Source organism: Corallococcus interemptor (assembly GCF_003668875.1).
In the GTDB taxonomy this organism is placed as follows: domain Bacteria; phylum Myxococcota; class Myxococcia; order Myxococcales; family Myxococcaceae; genus Corallococcus; species Corallococcus interemptor.
The window spans coordinates 1-16,130 of record NZ_RAWM01000003.1 but is presented as its reverse complement, the minus strand read 5'-3'; the positions used below and the strand labels follow the sequence as shown (position 1 = coordinate 16,130).

Below are 16,130 nucleotides of genomic sequence, written 5' to 3'. Positions count from 1 at the left end.
CCCGCGTGCGCCGCTTCCGGCATGCCGCGGGCGGATGCGCCCGCGAAGCACTCAACGGAGATACGTGACGGTCATATCGTCCTGGTTGCTGACCGGCATTTTCGCGGGAAGGCGCCCAGCTACTCCCCGCTCGCCGCCTTGCGCCTGGCGGTCCGGGCCTTGGCGTGCGCCTTGTCGAAGCCTTCGTAGAAGCGCACGGCCTGCTCACCCACCATCTGGATGTGCTGGTTGTTGAGGTACGCGGTGATGGGCGCCGCGACCAGCGGCATCGCGCGGCCCAGCGTGGACATGCCGCCCTTGGTCAGCAGCAGCGCAGCCAGCTTCCCCAGCACCTTCGGCCCGGAGCGGTGCAGCGGCCCCAGCCCGTTCGCGTAGCCGAACAGGTCCAGCAGCTCCCCGCGCGCCCGGTCCGTCTTGAGGTTCGCCTTGTAGAGCGTGGCCACGTCCGTCAGCAGGATGAGCTGCAGGTACGCCATGAACGTCAGGTCCGCCGGCAGCGAGATGAGCCCGAACACGCCGCTCACCCCGCCCACCATCCCAGCGAGGCTCTTCTTCTCATCCACCAGCCGCTGCGCCAGCTCCTTCGTCGTCGCGGACGGGTAGCGCTTCTCCAGCGCCGCCACGCGCACGCGCGCCCGGCCAATCTCCCCCTGGATGAGGTCCGACAGACGCAGCGTCCCCAGCTTCTTCAGCTCCGCGGGGGTCAGCTTCTTCATGAAGCCCAGCCGCTCCGTCACGCCGTCGTAGAAGGCCATGTCTTCTCCTCCTTGGGGCCGCGACGCGCGCGGCCGGTCGTCTCTAGTAACCCCGCTCGGCCAGGTACAGGTCCACCAACGCGCCTTCTTCGTACCAGGCGTGTCGCATCTCTGACTTGAACCACCGCGAATCCGGACGCGCCGAGCGCACCTCCAGCTTCACGCGGTTGGCCCCCGTGTCGATGACCGCCGCGCGCGCCTTGCACGCCGCGCCCGGCTCCTCGCCGAAGCCGCCCTCCAGGCACACCTCGTCCCCCACCGACAGGCGCCGGGCGTACTCGCTGGCCAGGTAGAGGGCGTCGTCACAGCCACCGCGGACGGAAGCCTTCCCCAGCGCCGCGCAGCGGTCCTGCGCGGGCGCGCGGATGAGCGGCACGTTGGAGCCGAACGCGTCCTCGTCGTTGGGGTCGCGCTGATACGGGCCCACCTGCTTGCACCCCGCCACCGTCACCAGGGCCAGCAGGCCCGCCCACGTCCACTTCATCGCGTCATCGCCTCCGGGACGCGCACCGCCGCGCCCGCGCCTCAAGGGAAGGGCGGGGAGCATGGCAGACAGGGGCGGGGTGGCAAAGCCGCCCCGTCCGGCGTCTCTAGGCGATACGGCGCGCGGGGCCGGGGATTTCCTCGGTGACGCCAGGAACCGCCCGGTTCTTGCCGTCCACGAAGACGACCGTGGGCTTCCAGTTCGCGACCTCCGCCTCCTCCACTTCCGCGAAGGTGGCCAGGATGACCAGGTCGCCCGGCTGGTTCAGGTGCGCGGCCGCGCCGTTGATGCAGATGACCCCGCTGCCGGACTCGCCCTCCAGGGCGTACGTCTCCAGCCGGGTGCCGCGCGTGACGTTCCACACCGCGACCTTCTCGAAGGGGAGGATGTCCGCCGCCTTGAGCAGGTCCTTGTCGATGGTCACCGAACCCTCGTAGTCGAGGTCGGCCTGGGTCACCGTCGCGCGGTGGATCTTGGACTTGAAGAGGATGCGGCGCATGGGGGGCCCTCGGGAAGCGGCGCAACCGTAACGGCTCCCCTGCCCGGGGACAACATCCCCGGTGTCCCACGCACCGCCTGCCTCCCTGCACGCCCTGCTGTTTACTTCGTGAAATTCAGGAGCTGGTTGAGGTTCAGGGGCACGGACTGCGCGTCCGAGGTCAGGTTGCCCGTCAGGCTCACCTGGGCGTTGCCACCCGAGCGCAGCGCCATGGCCGCGGAGGCCGCGCTCGCGAAGTTGATGGTGAGTGGCAGGGTCACCTGCTTCGTCCCGCTGCCATCCAGCATGCCCAGGTTGCCCGTGGAGAGGTTGCCCACGTTGGCGCCCGCCACCTTGAGCGCCCCGGTGATGCCCGCCACCGGCAGCGGGAAGGCGTTGCGGTTGGTGATGGCCAGGGGGAACTCCACCGTGGCGCCGCTCAGCGTGATGTGGGTGATGCGCGGCGACTGGAACTGCACCTGGGGAATCTTGGGGACGGGGAACGTGCCCTCCTTCTCCAGGGGGAACTTCAGCACGCCCAGCGGCGTCTGGATGCCCAGCGAGCCCTGCGCCTTGAAGGCCGCCACGTCCTTGTCCAGGAACGTGGTCACCACCGGCGCGATGTCCGCGAACTTCACGTTGGCGGGGAACACGAGCTGGCTCTTGCCGTTGGCCTTGAGGTTCACGCCCTCCCGGGGCTTGCCGGCCACCAGCTGCTTGCCCTCCACGAAGAAGGCGTAGTCCACCGACGCCACCTTCAGGCCCAGGCCGTTGGGGTTGTCCAGCTCATACACCAGATCCACCGTGGCGTCGGACAGGGAGGCGTCCGCCAGCCGGGCCGTCTTGAACTTCAGCGTGGGCTTCTTGAAGGCGCCGTTGAGCAGGCTCTGGAGCGCTGCGCAGCCGGACAGCGTGGTGAGCGACAGGGCGAAGAGGACCAGGAACGCGCGTTTCTGTTTCTTCATGGGCATGGGCGTAGCAGAGGACGCCCCACGTTCGCGCGGATTCAATCGCCGCGCGCGTCGGGGCTCATGGGGTGCACCTTCGGCACGCCAATGGTATGCGCCAGGAGACTCCCCCGTGCTGGAGGTTGGCCCCCCGTGACAGGTGGTATCTTGTCTCACCCCTTCGCGCTGGCGGTGCTGGCGGCGCTGTCACTCACGGGCTGCTCGCAGTCCGGCGCCCGCGCCTCGGAGGCGGCGCCCGACCGGCGGATGGCGCTCAAGCCGTGCCGGCTGGACGGGGTGGCCGCGCAGACCCTGTGCGGCACGCTGGAGGTCTTCGAGGACCGGGCCGCCCAGCAGGGGCGCAAGATTTCGTTGCGCGTGGTGGTGGTGCCCGCGCTCGCGTCGCAGCCGAAGGAGGATCCGCTGTTCTTCCTGGCGGGCGGCCCCGGCCAGGCGGCGTCCCGCACGCGCATCCTGCCCGCGCTGGACCGCATCCGCCGCCAGCGCGACATCGTCTTCGTGGACCAGCGCGGCACGGGGGATTCGCACCCGCTGGACTGCGACGCGATGAACCCGTCGCGCGCGTCGCTGGCGGAGCGCTTTGAAGACCGCGAGGACGCGGACGTGATTCCCCAGTGCCGCAAGGGCTGGGACGCGGACGAGCGGCTCTACACCACGTCCATCGCCATGGACGACCTGGACGACGTGCGCGCGGCGCTGGGCTACCGGCAGGTGAACCTGTGGGGCATCTCCTACGGGACGCGCGCGGCGCTGGTGTACATGCGCCAGCACCCGGACCGCGTGCGCACCGCCATCCTGGATGGCGTGGCCCCCATGGGGCAGTACCTGCCGCTGTACGCCGCGCGCGACGGCCAGCGCGCGTTGGACCTGCTCCTGGACGCGTGCGCGAAGGACGGCGTCTGCGCGAAGGCGTACCCGGACCTGCGCGCCCGCACGGAGGCGCTGCTCGCGAAGCTTACGGCCGCCCCCGCGAAGGTGCGCCTGGCGCACCCGCGCACGGGCGTGGTGGAGGACTTCACGCTCACCCGGCGCGTCTTCCTGTCGGAGCTGTTCGCGCTGCTCTACAGCCCGGATGTCGCGTCGCTGGTGCCGCTGATGCTGGACCGCGCCACGAAGGAGGACTGGACGCCCTTCGTCGCGCTGTCGCTGGGGCTCACCGACGAGGTGGCCCGCACCACCAGCCGGGGCATGTTCATGGCGGTGGTGTGCGCGGAGGACGCGCCCTTCTTCACGGAGGAGGACGCCGAGCGCGAGGCGAAGGGCACCTGGTTCGGCCCGCGCATGGCGCTGGACGTGAAGCGCGCGTGCGCGAAGTGGCCGCAGTCCAACGTGCCCAAGAGCTTCCGCGAGCCCGTGAAGTCGGACATCCCCACGCTGCTGCTGTCCGGCGAGCTGGATCCGGTGACGCCGCCGCCCTGGGGCGAGGAGGCGAAGCGGACGCTGACGCACAGCCTGCACGTGGTGGTGCCGGGGCTGGGGCACAACACGGTGGGCGCGGACTGCGCGCGCACGCTGATGGCGGACCTGCTCACGCGCGGCAGCGTGGAGGGCCTGACGCCGGACTGTGGCGCGGGCCTCAAGCGGCCGCCCTTCTTCACCTCCTTCGCTGGCCCCGTGCCGTAGGACCCACGCGCCCATGATTGAAGCCAGGAACCTGCACAAGCGCTTCGGCTCCGTGACGGCCGTGCACGACGTGACGTTCACCGCGGAGGACGGCGTCATCACGGGCCTGCTGGGCCCCAACGGCGCGGGCAAGACGACGACGCTGCGCATGCTCTACACGCTGGTGCGCCCGGACGGCGGCACCGCCACCGTGGACGGCGTGGACGTGGCGAAGCAGCCGGAGGTCGCACGGCGCGCGCTGGGCGTGCTGCCGGATGCTCGCGGCCTCTACCCGCGCCTCACCGCCCGCGAGCACGCGCGCTACTTCGGCGAGCTGCACGGCCTGTCCGGCGCTGTCCTGGACGCGCGCGTGGAGGAGCTGGTGGAGCTGCTGGACATGAAGGACATCGCGGACCGGCGCACGGAGGGCTTCAGCCAGGGCGAGCGCGTGAAGGTGGCGCTGGCGAGGGCGCTGGTGCACGGGCCCCGCAACGTCCTCCTGGACGAGCCCACCAACGGCCTGGACGTGATGGCCACGCGCTCCGTGCGCACGCTGTTGCGCAAGCTGAAGGCGCAGGGCTGCTGCGTGGTGTTCTCCAGCCACGTGATGCAGGAGGTGGCCGCGCTGTGTGACCGCATCGTGGTGGTGGCGCGCGGGCGGGTGGTGGCGGACGGGACGGCGGACGCGCTGCGCGCCTCCACCGGCAAGGACAGCCTGGAGGAGGCCTTCGTGAGCGTGATTGGCAGCGAGCAGGGGTTGCGCGAATGAAGGGCCTCGTCGGGACGGTGCTGCGCAAGGAAGTGCTCGACCACCTGCGGGACAAGCGCACGTTGGGCTCCGCGGTGATGTGGCCGCTCTTGGGCCCGCTGGTGTTCCTGGTGATGTTCAACGTGATGGCGTCCTGGTACCGGCAGGACCGTCCGCTGGAGATGCCGGTGGTGGGCCGTGAGCACGCGCCCAGCCTGATGGCCTTCCTGGAGCGTTATGGGGCCAGGCTGTCGGAGGCGCCCAAGGACTACGAGTCCCTGGTGCAGGCCGGGAAGCTGGACCTGGTGCTGGTGGTGCCGGACGACTACGCGAAGGACTTCGCGGACGGGCACACCGCGGCGGTGCGGCTGGTGGTGGACAGCTCGCGCAACAAGGCCCGCCAGTCCGTGCAGCGCGCGCAGCGGATGCTGGCGGTGTATTCGCAGCAGACCGGCAGCCAGCGCCTGTTCGCGCGCGGCGTGTCCCCGGAGCTGGCGGTGCCCGTGCGCGTGGACGAACTGGACCTGTCCACGCCCGAGCGCACCGCGGCCACGGTGCTCACCACCATCCCGCTGTTCCTGGTGATGGCGGCGTTCGCGGGCGGCATGCAGCTGGCCAGCGACACCATGGCGGGTGAGCGCGAGCGCGGCTCGCTGGAGCCCCTGCTGCTCAACCCCGCTCCTCGCGGCGCGGTGGTGGCGGGCAAGTGGCTGGCCACCTGCGCCATGGCGGGCACGGGCGTGCTGTTGTGTCTGGTGGGTTACTTCCTGGTGGTGAAGCGCGTGCCGCTGGAGGACCTGGGCGTGCGCGCCCGCTTCGACGCGCCGGCCGCGCTGGGCATGCTGGCCGCGGTGATGCCGCTGGTCCTGGCCGCGTCCGCTGTCCAGATGTGGGTGTCCACGTATGCACGTTCGTTCAAGGAGGCGCAGACCTACCTGTCGCTCCTGATGGTGCTGCCCACGCTGCCCGGGATGATGCTGGCGCTGTCCCCCATCCAGACGCAGACGTGGATGTTCGCGGTGCCGGTGCTGGGGCAGGAGCTGCTCGCGGGCGAGGTGATGCGCGGCGAGTCGCTGGGGCCGGTGCCCTTCCTGCTCGCGTTCGTGTCGTGCGTGCTGGTGGCGCTTCTGGCCCTGCGTTTCACCACGCGTCTGTTGACCGAGGAGCGCATCATCTTCGGCAGGAGCTAGCGGGCAGGCACGCGCGGCCCCGAGTGTTTTCAGGGCACAACTTGGGCCGCTTGTTCGCGTGACAGCGCTGGCGAAGTGCCATCCAATGTTTCGCGATGACGCTCGAGCGTGAACGAGAAGCCCTGCTGCCTTTCGCCCCGAACTCGGTGGCCTCCACGGCGGGGGAACCGCGGTTCGGCACGTACCAGGGAGAGCTGCCGGAGGTGGACCTGCCCCGGCTGTTGGGGAAGTGGGCGCCGGGGCGCGCGACGCGGCTGTTGAAGCGCAAGCGCTGGCACTACACCTTCGTCGCCACGCAGGAGGTGGCGGCCCTCTTCGCGGTGGTGGACCTGGGCTACACGGCCAACGCCTTCGCTGTCGCGGTGGACCTCCAGGAGAAGAAGCCGCTCTGCGACGTGAGCTTCCTGGGCGTGCCCGGGCCGCTCGCGGAGGTGAGTGACAAGCCGGGCGCGGGGCTGGTCGCGGCCTTCCGCACGCTGGGCGGACGCATGTCCGTGAAGCGCGGCGAGTCCGACGAGCGCTACCAGGTCGAGGTGGACGTCAGCCGCATGCGCACGCAGTCGCTCCAGTCGTTCCAGTGGAACGGCGACCTCTTGGTCGCGGGCGGCCCTCCGGCCCTCACCGTCATCGCGCCGGTGCAGGGCGACGGGCTGGTCAACGTCACCCAGAAGCGCAGCGGCCTGTTGGCCTTCGGCAGCCTGGAGGCGGGCGGCCGGCGCTTCCGTTTGGACGGCGGCGTGGGCGGCATGGACTACACGCAGGGCTACCTGGCGCGGCACACCGCCTGGCGCTGGGCCTTCGCGGCCGGGCGGCTTCCGGACGGCACGCCCGTGGGGCTCAACCTGGTGGAGGGCTTCAACGAGGGCGCCACCGAGGCCAACGAGAACGCGGTCTGGCTGGGAGACCGGCTCTATCCGGTAGGCCGCGCGCACTTCGAATACGACGCGAAGGAGCTGCTGGACCCGTGGCGCCTGACGACGGCGGACGGCGCGGTGGACCTGCGCTTCAAGCCCATCTACGTGCACCGCGAGGAGCGCAACCTGCGCCTGGTGGTGAGCCACTTCGCCCAGCCCGTGGGCTTCTTCGAGGGCACCCTGCGCGTGGGCGGCCAGGAGCTGAAGCTGTCCAACGTCCCCGGCGTCACCGAGGACCAGGACATGCTCTGGTAGCGGCCGGGCGTGCGGGAGGGGCGAAGCCCGGGTGATGGTTCATGGATGCGACGGGGCACGGTGTAGGCTTTCGCGCTCCTGTCTCACCTGAGGAGGACTCCACCCCATGTCCTGCCCGCATTGTGGTCAGCCGCTCCCTGAAGGCCTGTCGTCGCGGACGTGTCCCCACTGCGGCGGGGACGTGAACGCGCCCGGTTCGCCGGTGATGGACGACGTCGCGGACAAGGCGCAGCGGGCGGCGGACTCCGCGGGCCGCGCGGTGCAGGACGTGCTGGACGACCCGAGGCTGCGCGAGCGGCTGCCCGGGGGCTCGCTGCCGCTGCTCGGCTCCGGGCTGGTGGTGGCGGCGGTGGTGGTGCCGGTGCTGCCCTTCATTGGTGGCGGGCTGGGGCTGCCGTGGGCGGCGTTGATGCTGGTGGGCGCCGGCATGCTGGGCGCGCGCGAGTGGCTGGCCGCGGGCCGGAAGCTGCCGGACGCGCTGGTGCCGGCGGTGAAGTGGGCCGCGCATCCGGCGTTCCTGCCCATGTTCACCGCGCTCACGGTGACGCAGGCGTTCCTGTCGCTGGGCTTGGGCGTGGCGCCGCTGTTGTGGGTGCTGGCGGCGGTGGTGCTGGGCTTCGTGCAGTGGAAGGCGTTCCAGGCGTCGCCGCTGGCGGAGCCGTCGCTGACGCGGCGGCCGGCGGACGTGCGGCTGAAGCGGTGGGTGTTCGCGGGCGTGGCGGCGTGCGCGGTGGGGCTGCTGTTGCCGTGGAGCTCGGCGTGGACGGGTTCGCTGGTGCCCACGGCGCACCTGCAGCGCGAGCGCAACATCACCATCGACGACAACTTCGCCTGGGACATCCAGGACCACGACACGTGGAAGTTCAACACGCTGGTGTTCCCGTCGTCGGCGCAGGGCGCGGGGACGGGGCGCGGCCGGCTGGGCTCGACGGGCGTGGTGCTGGGGCTGCTGGCGCTGGGCGTGCTGGGGTCGGTGCGGCGCGCGCGGGAGGCGCTGCCCCCGGTGGTGCCGGCGGTGCTCGCGGGGCTCATCACCGTCTGGGCGCTGACGGGCCTGTCGTCGCGGCCGGGGCCGTGGCTGTTCCTGTTGGGCATCCTCGCGGTGGACGTGGCCGTCGCGCGCGAGTGGCTGGGGCCCCGGAGCGCGACACCTCCGGGGCAGCCGCCCGCGTCAGCGTGACGCGCTCGCGCGGCCCTGGACGATGCCGCGGAAGGAGCGGCTTCGCAGCTCCTCCAGCGTCAGGCCGGGGGCGCGGGCCTCTTCCTCCGTGAGGGCGCCGCAGGCCAGGCCGCGCAGGAAGAAGTTGAGCAGGCCCTGGCCGGTGGCGGCGTCGTCGAACACGTCGCCCAGCAGGGTGGCCTGGGCGGCCTTGTCCACGAAGGCCTTGAGGCGCTGGGACGCTGGCTCCAGGCCCTCCAGGAAGAAGGCGTAGACGGCGGCGTAGCGCACGGGGAGCTGGGCGGGGTGCAGATCCCACCCCTGGTAATAGCCGCGCTCCAGCGAGTGGCGCGTGTGCCGGTACGCCACCTGCCACGCGCGGTGCACGGCGTCGGTGTTCTCACGCCGCTCGGTGGGCAGCAGCGCGGTGTCGCCCTGCTTGCGGTGGGGGCCCACGGGCATGACGTTGGTGGCGCCGTCGGACAGGCGCACGCCGCTGCCCGCGAGGAGCACCTGCACGGTGTCACGCAGGTAGTCACAGGCGGGGTGCCGCATGTGCTGCATGTGCGCGCTGATGTCCAGGGCGGCGGTGTAGTCGTAGACGCCCAGGTGCACGTGCGAGCAGCGGCCCTCGCCGGCCTCCACGAGCGAGCGCAGGTGCGGCCGGCCGCGCGCGTCGAAGAGGGCCTGGGGCGTCTCCACCATCAGCTCCAGCGCGAGCGCGCCGGGAGGCAGCTGGTGGGCGGACTCCAGCTCCGACAGGAGCTTGGCCAGGGCGGTCACCTGTTCGGGCACGGTGACCTTGGGCAGGGTGACGACGAAGGACGGAGGCAGCCTGCCACCGGATTGCTCCAGCAACGCGGTGACGAAGAGGTCCAGCGTGCGCGAGGCCCGCGCGTAGAGCTCCTCCGTGAAGGACTTCACGCGGATGCCGATGAACGGCGGCAGCGAGCCCTGCTCCAGGCCGCGGGCCACTTCGGTCGCGGCGGCGACGGCGTGGGCGTCTTCCTCGGAGTCGGGGCGGTGGCCATAGCCGTCCTCGAAGTCGATGCGGAAGTCCTCCACGGGTTCGCGCTGGAGCTTGTCCACGACGCGGTCATGGACGCGCTGGGCGAAGCCGCCGCGCTGGGGCAGGCCCAGGCCATGGGCCAGCTGGGAGCCGTCGGCGGCGTAATCGCGCAGCGCCGCGAGCGCCAGGTCCCCCATCTTCCGGGCCGTGTTCGCGCGGAAGAGGTGGGCGCCGCCGTACACGGTGTGCACGGGCTGGCGCCGGGAGGACTCACCCGGATAGGCGTGGGTGAATGCCACGTTGGCGCGGCGCAGGGCCTCACGGGAGGCGGCGGAGGCTTCGGGCGTGAGCGTGGTCTTCATGGGGTTCCAGGGCCACCATCAGGAGGGGGACTCGGCTCCACTGGCGGCGCGGGCATCATGGCCCGAGTGCCGCCGTCTGGGGCATGGGAGAAACGAGGAGGGGGGCCTCCCGGCTGGGGGCCTGGAGGTGGGAGCGTGCCGGGTGGCGCATCCTCGCCCGCGTCGTCCTTGGGGGACGTCTGGTCAGGAGAGTTCTCCGGCTCGCCATCAATCAGGCGCCGTAGAAGCCGGCCATCGTCGCTGAATGCATAGCGCGCTCCGGAGTGCAGGGCGGGGACCTGGCGGCCACAGGCAGCGGGATCCTCTTCAATCCGGATGAAGACGACGCCTGGCTCACGGACGATCCGATAGCGATGGGACTCAGGCCGGTCCCAGCAGGGCGTTGAGGATGCAGGGGGGGGAAGGAAATCTTCGACGGATAGGGAGAGCGCGCGCAGGACGGCGCCGTCCAATACATATGTGCTTCCAGCGCTTCCCAGGGGCTCGCTGGTGCCAGCGAAGAAGGAAGGAAAGACAAGCGACGGCTCGGCTTCCACCAGCACGGGGCGATGGGCCTTCATGCAGCCACCGAGCATCAGGCCGGACACGATGAAGAGCGTGCTCATGCGCATGAGGAGGGAGCCCCTACTGCCGTTGGATGCGGTAGTTCGTGTCATCGAGCCAGGTGAGCGTGGCGATCTGCTTTCGTTGCCATCGCCCCTTCTCCTGTGCGGTCCACCGGATGATTTGCCCGGTGCCGGGAACGTACTGGAAGAAGCCATCGCAGGTGGGCTGCGTGGGGTCGTGGCCCTTGGAAAAGAACGCGATGATGGACAAAGGGACGGAACCCGCCCGGGTGTTCACGCTCAGGCCATGGACGTCCGCCATGGCGACGGCGAACCGGATGTCGAAATCGGAGAGCTCGTTCTCGAAGGGATGGTTGTGGAGGATGAAGACGTAACCCAGGCTCTCCGGTGGGTGACGAGGAGCCTCCACGACGGCCGGCAGCGCGCAGCTCCTCTTGCGTGGATCGTCCTGAACCGCGCTGGTCGCGAGCATGCTCAATTCAAATTGCTGATCCGGCGTGTAGTAGACCCAGGCGCAGTATTCCTTCGAGAGCCTCCAGCGCAGCGGAAATTCCTGGTCGCCCGGACGGCCCGCGGTGGCCTGGGGTTGTTTCAGGATCAGCGGGCAGGCCGCAATCAGCGCATCGGAGTAGGTCGGATAGGGGCCGTAGCCAGGAAGGGGACCGGCGATGCGCTCCAGGCGCTCACCGGGAGGCGGTTGAACGACGCCCACAGGAGGCCTGGAGGCCGCGCATCCAAGCCCCCAGGCCATGCAGAACAGAAGTGATCTCCACATCACCCCTCCCAGCGCGTACTCACCTCACGGCTGGCGCTTGATCCACGCGGACACCTCCGGGGCCACGCGCTCGCGCAGGGCCACGTCCTGGGTCAGCCGCTCCAGCGTCTGCGCCGTGGCCTGCTGGGCCTCCGGGATGGGGTTCGCCTGGAGCAGCGCCTTCATCTGCTCCAGCTGCTCGCGCGTGCGCAGCAGGCCCAGGCCCTCCACCACCCGGCGCAGCAGCATGGGCGCCGCTCCCGTGCGCGAGACCAGGTCCTTCCAGCGCTTCTGCAGCTGCGCCCACCACGCGTCGCGGCCGGTGCGGTTGCCCAACAGGCCCGTCGCGAAGCTGGCCACGTCCTGCGTCTTCACCGTCTCCGTGAACAACAGCCCCTGGGCGCGCTCCGCCAGCGTCGCGTCCTCGAAGGACGTCAGCGCCATCAGGTAGCGCCGCTGCGTCGCCGGGTCCGGCTCCTTCGGCATCCGCTGCAGCAGGTCCTCGAAGAGCGCCGTGTCGCCCGCGCGCGCCACCATGCCCACCGCCGTGTCCAGGAGGTTCGCGTCCAGCGCGGCCTTGTCTCCCTGGAGCATCCGCTGCACCAGCGGACGTGCCTGCGCCAGCACCTCCGGACTGCGCGCCAGCCCGCCCACCGCGCGCACCAGCGCCGCGCGGCGCAGCTTCACCCGGTCCGGCTCACCCGGCGCCGCCTGCCAGCCCAGCTTCTTCAGGCCGCCGCCCAACAGCCCCTCCACCCAGCGGCGGAAGCGCTGCTGGTCCTCGCCCTCCGTCAGCCGGTTGTCGATGTAGCCGAGCCGCCCGATGAGCTCGTCCAGCACCGCCTCGTCCTCCTCGTCCCCGAAGCGCGCCGCCAGGTCCAACAGGTCCGCCACCGGCGCCTGCCCCGCGCGCACCAGCGCCCACGTGTCCGCGAGCAGCGAGATGCGCTCCGACGGCACCAGCGTCCCCAGGTTCGCCACCAGCGCGTCCAGCGCCGGCTTCTCGTACGCCACCCGGTAGAAGCCCGTGGAGCCGCCGTTGGCGCACAGCCACTTCACGTCCCCCGCGCCGCCCTCCAGCGTCACCGTCGTCTTCGCGTCGCGGAAGAGCACCCGCTGCTCGCGCACGCCGCCCGCGTCCTCGAAGCGCAGCACCATGGGCACCGGCCACGTCTCCGCGCTCGTCACCCCCGGCTCCGAGTACAAGCGCCGCTGCGACAGCGTCACCTTCCGCCCCTCCACCTTCACCGACACCAGCGGGAAGCCGCTCTGGCCAATCCACTTGGTGGCCAGCTCGTTCACCGGCTGCTTCGCCGCTTCACCCAGCGCGTTCCACAGGTCCTCCTTCACCGCGTTCGCGCGCGCGTGCTTGCGCATGTACAGCCGGATGCCTTCGCGGAAGGGGCCCTCTCCCAGGAACCCTTCAATCATCCGCAGCACCGCGCCGCCCTTCTCATACGTAATCGCGTCGAAGCTCTCACCGGCCTCACCCGCGTTGCGCACCTCGCCGTGGATGGGGTGCGTGGACTTGAGCGCGTCCAGCGCCAGGGCGCTGGCCCGGTGCGCGTCGAAGTCCAGCCACATGCGCCAGTCCGGCCTCCACTGGTCGACAATCTTGAAGGCCATCCACGTCGCGAACGCCTCGTTGAGCCAGAGGTCGTCCCACCACACCATCGTCACCCAGTTGCCGAACCACTGGTGCGCCAGTTCATGCGTCACCACCTCCGCCACGCGCTTCTGCACGGACAGGGGGGCGGTGGCCGGGTCCAACAGCAGCGCGACCTCCCGGTAGGTGATGAGGCCGGCGTTCTCCATGGCGCCCGCCTCGAAGTCCGGGATGCCCACCTGGTCCACCTTGCCAAAGGCATACGGCAGCCCGAAGTAGTCCTGCAGCCGGGGCAGGACCTGGAGCGCCGCGTCCTGACCGAACTTCGCCAGGTGCGCCTTCTCCGGCAGCGCCCACGTGCGCACCGGGATGCCCTCCGCCTTCTCCTCGGGCGTGCCCACCAGCGGGCCCACCACCAGCGCGATGAGGTACGAGCTGAGCAGCTCCGTCTCCTCGAACGTCACCTTGCGCAGCGCCCCGTCCTTCTCGTCCTTCACCACGCGGCCGTTGCCCAGCACCGTGTGGCCTTCCGGCACGCGCACCGTGAGCGCCCAGCGCGCCTTGAAGGCCGGCTCGTCGAAGCAGGGGAACAGCCGCCGCGCGTCCGCGGCCTCGAACTGCGTGGCGGCCACCTTGCCCGCCGCGTACAGGCCGCGCAGGCCGTCGCTGAAGCGCCCCGTCCACGGCACCTCCAGCGTGGCGCTGCCCGCGGGCAGGGGCGCGTCGAACGTGAGCACCACCGTCTCGCTCACCGTCGACACGCGCTTGGACGTGGGCTTGCGCACGTCGTTGCCGGCGCGGAAGGTGACCTCGCCCAGCTCCAGCGCGTTGGCGTGGAGGATGATCTCCGTCGTGGGCTGGGACAGCTCCAGCTCCACGCGCTCTTCACCCGCGAAGCTGCGCCCCTCCAGGTCCAGGGTCACTGTCGCCTGGTAGCGGCGCGGGCGGAGGGTGGTGGGCAGACGGAAGTTCTTGTCGTCGGTGGGATGCGCCATAGGGGCGGCAATCTAGCGCCGGCCGCGCCTTGTGCTCGTGCTCCATTTCCCAGTGTCCTGCGCTTCACGGCCCTCCACCCCTGTCGCCGGGGGCACCCGCTGCCCGAAGAGGCTCGACTCGCGCTGGAAGAAGCCCTCCGTGTGGAAGGAGGAGGGCAGCTCCAGCCAGAGGAAGTCCAGGTGACACAGCTCATGCAGGAAGGTGCGCAGGTACGTGCGGAAGGCCACGACCCGGCCGCGCTTCGCGGTGCGCATCCACACCTGGATGCGGGGCCGCTGTCCCGGCGCCCACGTGCCCGTGGGGTCCTGTCGCGCCGTACATCCACCTCCACCGGGCGACACCTTCGTTGGCCGGAGGGCAGGAGGTGGGCCCCCTGGATGGCATTGGACGGCGGGAGTCGCGCAGACTGCCGGGCATGGGCGCACGTCTGTCGCAGGTACTCCTCGTGGCGGTGGCCACGGTGGCGGGGCTGTTCCTTCCGCTGATGCAGGCGGAGGACGGGGCCCGTCTGCTGGAGGCGGTGCTGTCGTCCGCGGCCGTCTGGCGGCTGTCCATGGTGGAGCAGGGCGTGGTGGTGGGCCTCACGCAGGGGTGGCTCTTGCGGCGCGAGGTGCATGGCGCCGCGGTGTGGGTGGCGGCGTGCGCGGTGGGCTACGGCATGGCCGGGCCGGCGGCGGACTGGAAGGCCCGGGCCTGGAAGGAGGCTGTGGAGATGGGCACGACGTGGCGCCTGTCCTCCATCACCCTGACGGCGCAGGCCATGACGTGGGGCGCGCTCGCGCTGTGCATGGCCATTGGTGGCGCGTTCATCCTTTCGAGCCTGCGCACGCAGGTGCTGCCCGCGCCGGGCTCGCGGATGCCGGGCGCCCTTGGGCAGTTCGCGGTCCTGGGGCTGGCGCTGCCGTTGATGGTCGCGCTGGAGGCCCGGGAGAAGAGCCCGCCGCCGCGCGAGTTTCCGCCGCCCAACGCTCCAACCCGGCTGCAGCCCCGGCCCACGCGGACCTGGGGGCCCGCCGGCGAGTCCAACGTCCCCGGGTGCGCGTCCCGGGGCTGTGCTCCGGTGCAGACCTCCGGCGGGGAGCGGCCTCCGTCCTCGCGAGCCCTCTTCGACCCCGAGCCCCGTCAGGCGCCCACCGTCCACGACGAGCACCTGTTCACGCTGCCCCCCACGGGGAAGATGCCGCCGCCCCGGCCCTCGCGGCGGTGGAACAACCGCGCGAGCACGGAGGGCCAGCCCATCGAGCCCGCGGCCTCGGGTTCCCGGCGGGACAACCCCTACGAGAACGACCTGCCCTGAGGGCTTCAGGGCGCGCGCTTGCCGTGGGTGGGAACTTCCTTGCCCACCTCGTGCCGAAGGGTGCGCGCGCTTCGTCGTGAGGTGGACACGCGCCACGCCGCGCGGGCCGGGCACGGCGGTTGCTCTGTCGCGTGGGCATGGGACGAGGCGTGTGGGTGGGCGCGTTGGTGAGCGCGCTGGTGTGGGGCGGGGCGGCCGAGGCCGCGAGCAAGGCCACGGCGACGAAGAAGGAACGGCCGGTGGTCCAGCTGGCGGACCGGGCACTGTGGCGGGCGAAGTCCTGGGTGGGGATGACGACGCTGGCGAAGATGAGCTCGACGGTGACGGATGACTGCTCGGGCATGACGCGGCTGGCGTTCCAGCAGAAGCGGTTGGACCTGCTGCCGGACGACGTGCTCCCGGAGGAGAACGGCGTCACGGCCATCCACCGCAAGGCGCGCGCGCTGGGGATGCTGACGGACACGCCGAAGCCGGGCGCGCTGGTGTTCTTCACGAACACGTTCGACAAGAACCGCGACGGCCTCATGAATGACGGCCTCACGCACATCGGCATCGTGGAGCGCGTGGGGGCGGACGGCACGGTGACGTTCGTGCACAAGTCGGGCGGGCTGGTGAAGCGCTCGCGCTTCAACCTGCTGCAGCCGGAGGCGCGCAAGGACGCCAAGGGGCACGTGCTCAACGACTGGCTGCGCCGCAAGGGGAAGAAGACGCGCGGCTACCTGGCGGGGGAGCTGGTGGCGGGCTTCGCGTCGGTGGACGAGCGCTGGCGCTCGCCCGAGCCGCCGCGCCTGGCCTCCGCGAAGCTCGCCGTGAAGGGTGACGCCCGGAGCGCGCGGCGCTAGACACGGCCGGCCGATGTCCACCGTCGAAGCTCCGCCCGAGCCCCCGAGTTCCGGACCCGTCCCGCCGGCAGCGCCCGAGGTGCGCCCCGAGGCGCCGCCGCGCAAGAGGCGGTGGGCGCGCTGGGCGGTGGGGGGCGTGCTGGTG

The 16,130-nt window shown here is 71.1% G+C and carries 15 protein-coding genes; 7 read left to right on the top strand and 8 right to left on the bottom strand.

All coding sequences use genetic code 11. The features are described from left to right. Nucleotides 1-119 precede the first annotated feature (119 nt). The 4 genes from D7X96_RS01670 to D7X96_RS01655 all read right to left on the bottom strand — a co-directional run bounded on the left by D7X96_RS01670 (nucleotide 120) and on the right by D7X96_RS01655 (nucleotide 2,682). Nucleotides 120-755: an EcsC family protein gene (locus D7X96_RS01670; RefSeq protein ID WP_120547609.1), complete on the bottom strand. Its 636-nt coding sequence runs from the start codon at nucleotides 753-755 to the stop codon at nucleotides 120-122. Between the two features lie 43 nt (nucleotides 756-798). Next, nucleotides 799-1,239: a hypothetical protein gene (locus D7X96_RS01665; protein WP_121768804.1), complete on the bottom strand. Its 441-nt coding sequence runs from the start codon at nucleotides 1,237-1,239 to the stop codon at nucleotides 799-801. Nucleotides 1,240-1,345: 106 nt separating this feature from the next. Then, nucleotides 1,346-1,738: an aspartate 1-decarboxylase gene (gene panD / locus D7X96_RS01660; protein ID WP_120527400.1), complete on the bottom strand. Its 393-nt coding sequence runs from the start codon at nucleotides 1,736-1,738 to the stop codon at nucleotides 1,346-1,348. Between the two features lie 101 nt (nucleotides 1,739-1,839). Continuing rightward, on the bottom strand, nucleotides 1,840-2,682 hold the full coding sequence (locus tag D7X96_RS01655) for an LEA/WHy family protein (protein WP_121723159.1): 843 nt from the start codon (nucleotides 2,680-2,682) through the stop codon (nucleotides 1,840-1,842). Nucleotides 2,683-2,772: 90 nt separating this feature from the next. Between D7X96_RS01655 and D7X96_RS01650 the strand changes: the two genes are divergently transcribed. The 5 genes from D7X96_RS01650 to D7X96_RS01630 all read left to right on the top strand — a co-directional run bounded on the left by D7X96_RS01650 (nucleotide 2,773) and on the right by D7X96_RS01630 (nucleotide 8,574). Continuing rightward, nucleotides 2,773-4,308 carry an alpha/beta hydrolase gene (locus D7X96_RS01650; protein WP_370450049.1) on the top strand — a complete coding sequence of 512 codons (1,536 nt, stop codon included), beginning with the start codon at nucleotides 2,773-2,775 and terminating at the stop codon, nucleotides 4,306-4,308. Nucleotides 4,309-4,321: 13 nt separating this feature from the next. Then, nucleotides 4,322-5,056 carry an ABC transporter ATP-binding protein gene (locus tag D7X96_RS01645; RefSeq protein WP_120547613.1) on the top strand — a complete coding sequence of 245 codons (735 nt, stop codon included), beginning with the start codon at nucleotides 4,322-4,324 and terminating at the stop codon, nucleotides 5,054-5,056. Further along, nucleotides 5,053-6,225, top strand: coding sequence for an ABC transporter permease (locus tag D7X96_RS01640; protein WP_121768802.1), 1,173 nt, complete (start codon nucleotides 5,053-5,055; stop codon nucleotides 6,223-6,225). Before D7X96_RS01645 ends, D7X96_RS01640 begins: the two co-directional genes overlap by 4 nt. Before the next feature lie 95 nt (nucleotides 6,226-6,320). Beyond that, a complete protein-coding gene (locus D7X96_RS01635) occupies nucleotides 6,321-7,394 on the top strand; it encodes a DUF2804 domain-containing protein (RefSeq protein WP_121724743.1) in 1,074 nt (357 codons plus the stop codon). Nucleotides 7,395-7,500: 106 nt separating this feature from the next. After that, the gene (locus D7X96_RS01630; RefSeq protein WP_147468197.1) at nucleotides 7,501-8,574 is read left to right on the top strand and encodes a zinc ribbon domain-containing protein; all 1,074 of its coding nucleotides are present in this window, start codon (nucleotides 7,501-7,503) and stop codon (nucleotides 8,572-8,574) included. Here the strand turns inward: D7X96_RS01630 and D7X96_RS01625 are convergent. The 4 genes from D7X96_RS01625 to D7X96_RS01610 form a co-directional block, all read right to left on the bottom strand. Then, the gene (locus D7X96_RS01625; protein WP_121768801.1) at nucleotides 8,566-9,924 is read right to left on the bottom strand and encodes a DUF6986 family protein; all 1,359 of its coding nucleotides are present in this window, start codon (nucleotides 9,922-9,924) and stop codon (nucleotides 8,566-8,568) included. The two genes, D7X96_RS01630 and D7X96_RS01625, sit on opposite strands and share 9 nt — an antisense overlap. A gap of 624 nt (nucleotides 9,925-10,548) precedes the next feature. Then, the gene (locus D7X96_RS01620; protein ID WP_244219411.1) at nucleotides 10,549-11,202 is read right to left on the bottom strand and encodes a hypothetical protein; all 654 of its coding nucleotides are present in this window, start codon (nucleotides 11,200-11,202) and stop codon (nucleotides 10,549-10,551) included. Between the two features lie 87 nt (nucleotides 11,203-11,289). Then, nucleotides 11,290-13,845, bottom strand: a complete 2,556-nt coding sequence (locus D7X96_RS01615; RefSeq protein WP_120547620.1) for a M1 family metallopeptidase — start codon at nucleotides 13,843-13,845, stop codon at nucleotides 11,290-11,292. Between the two features lie 12 nt (nucleotides 13,846-13,857). Further along, nucleotides 13,858-14,100, bottom strand: coding sequence for a hypothetical protein (locus D7X96_RS01610; RefSeq protein ID WP_233610131.1), 243 nt, complete (start codon nucleotides 14,098-14,100; stop codon nucleotides 13,858-13,860). A gap of 161 nt (nucleotides 14,101-14,261) precedes the next feature. On the opposite strand from D7X96_RS01610, the gene D7X96_RS01605 reads away from it, so the two are divergent. Next, nucleotides 14,262-15,143, top strand: a complete 882-nt coding sequence (locus D7X96_RS01605; RefSeq protein ID WP_121768799.1) for a hypothetical protein — start codon at nucleotides 14,262-14,264, stop codon at nucleotides 15,141-15,143. A gap of 131 nt (nucleotides 15,144-15,274) precedes the next feature. Continuing rightward, entirely contained in the window at nucleotides 15,275-15,985 is a 711-nt protein-coding gene (locus D7X96_RS01600) for a C40 family peptidase (RefSeq protein WP_147442934.1), read from the top strand. Nucleotides 15,986-16,130: the final 145 nt, after the last annotated feature.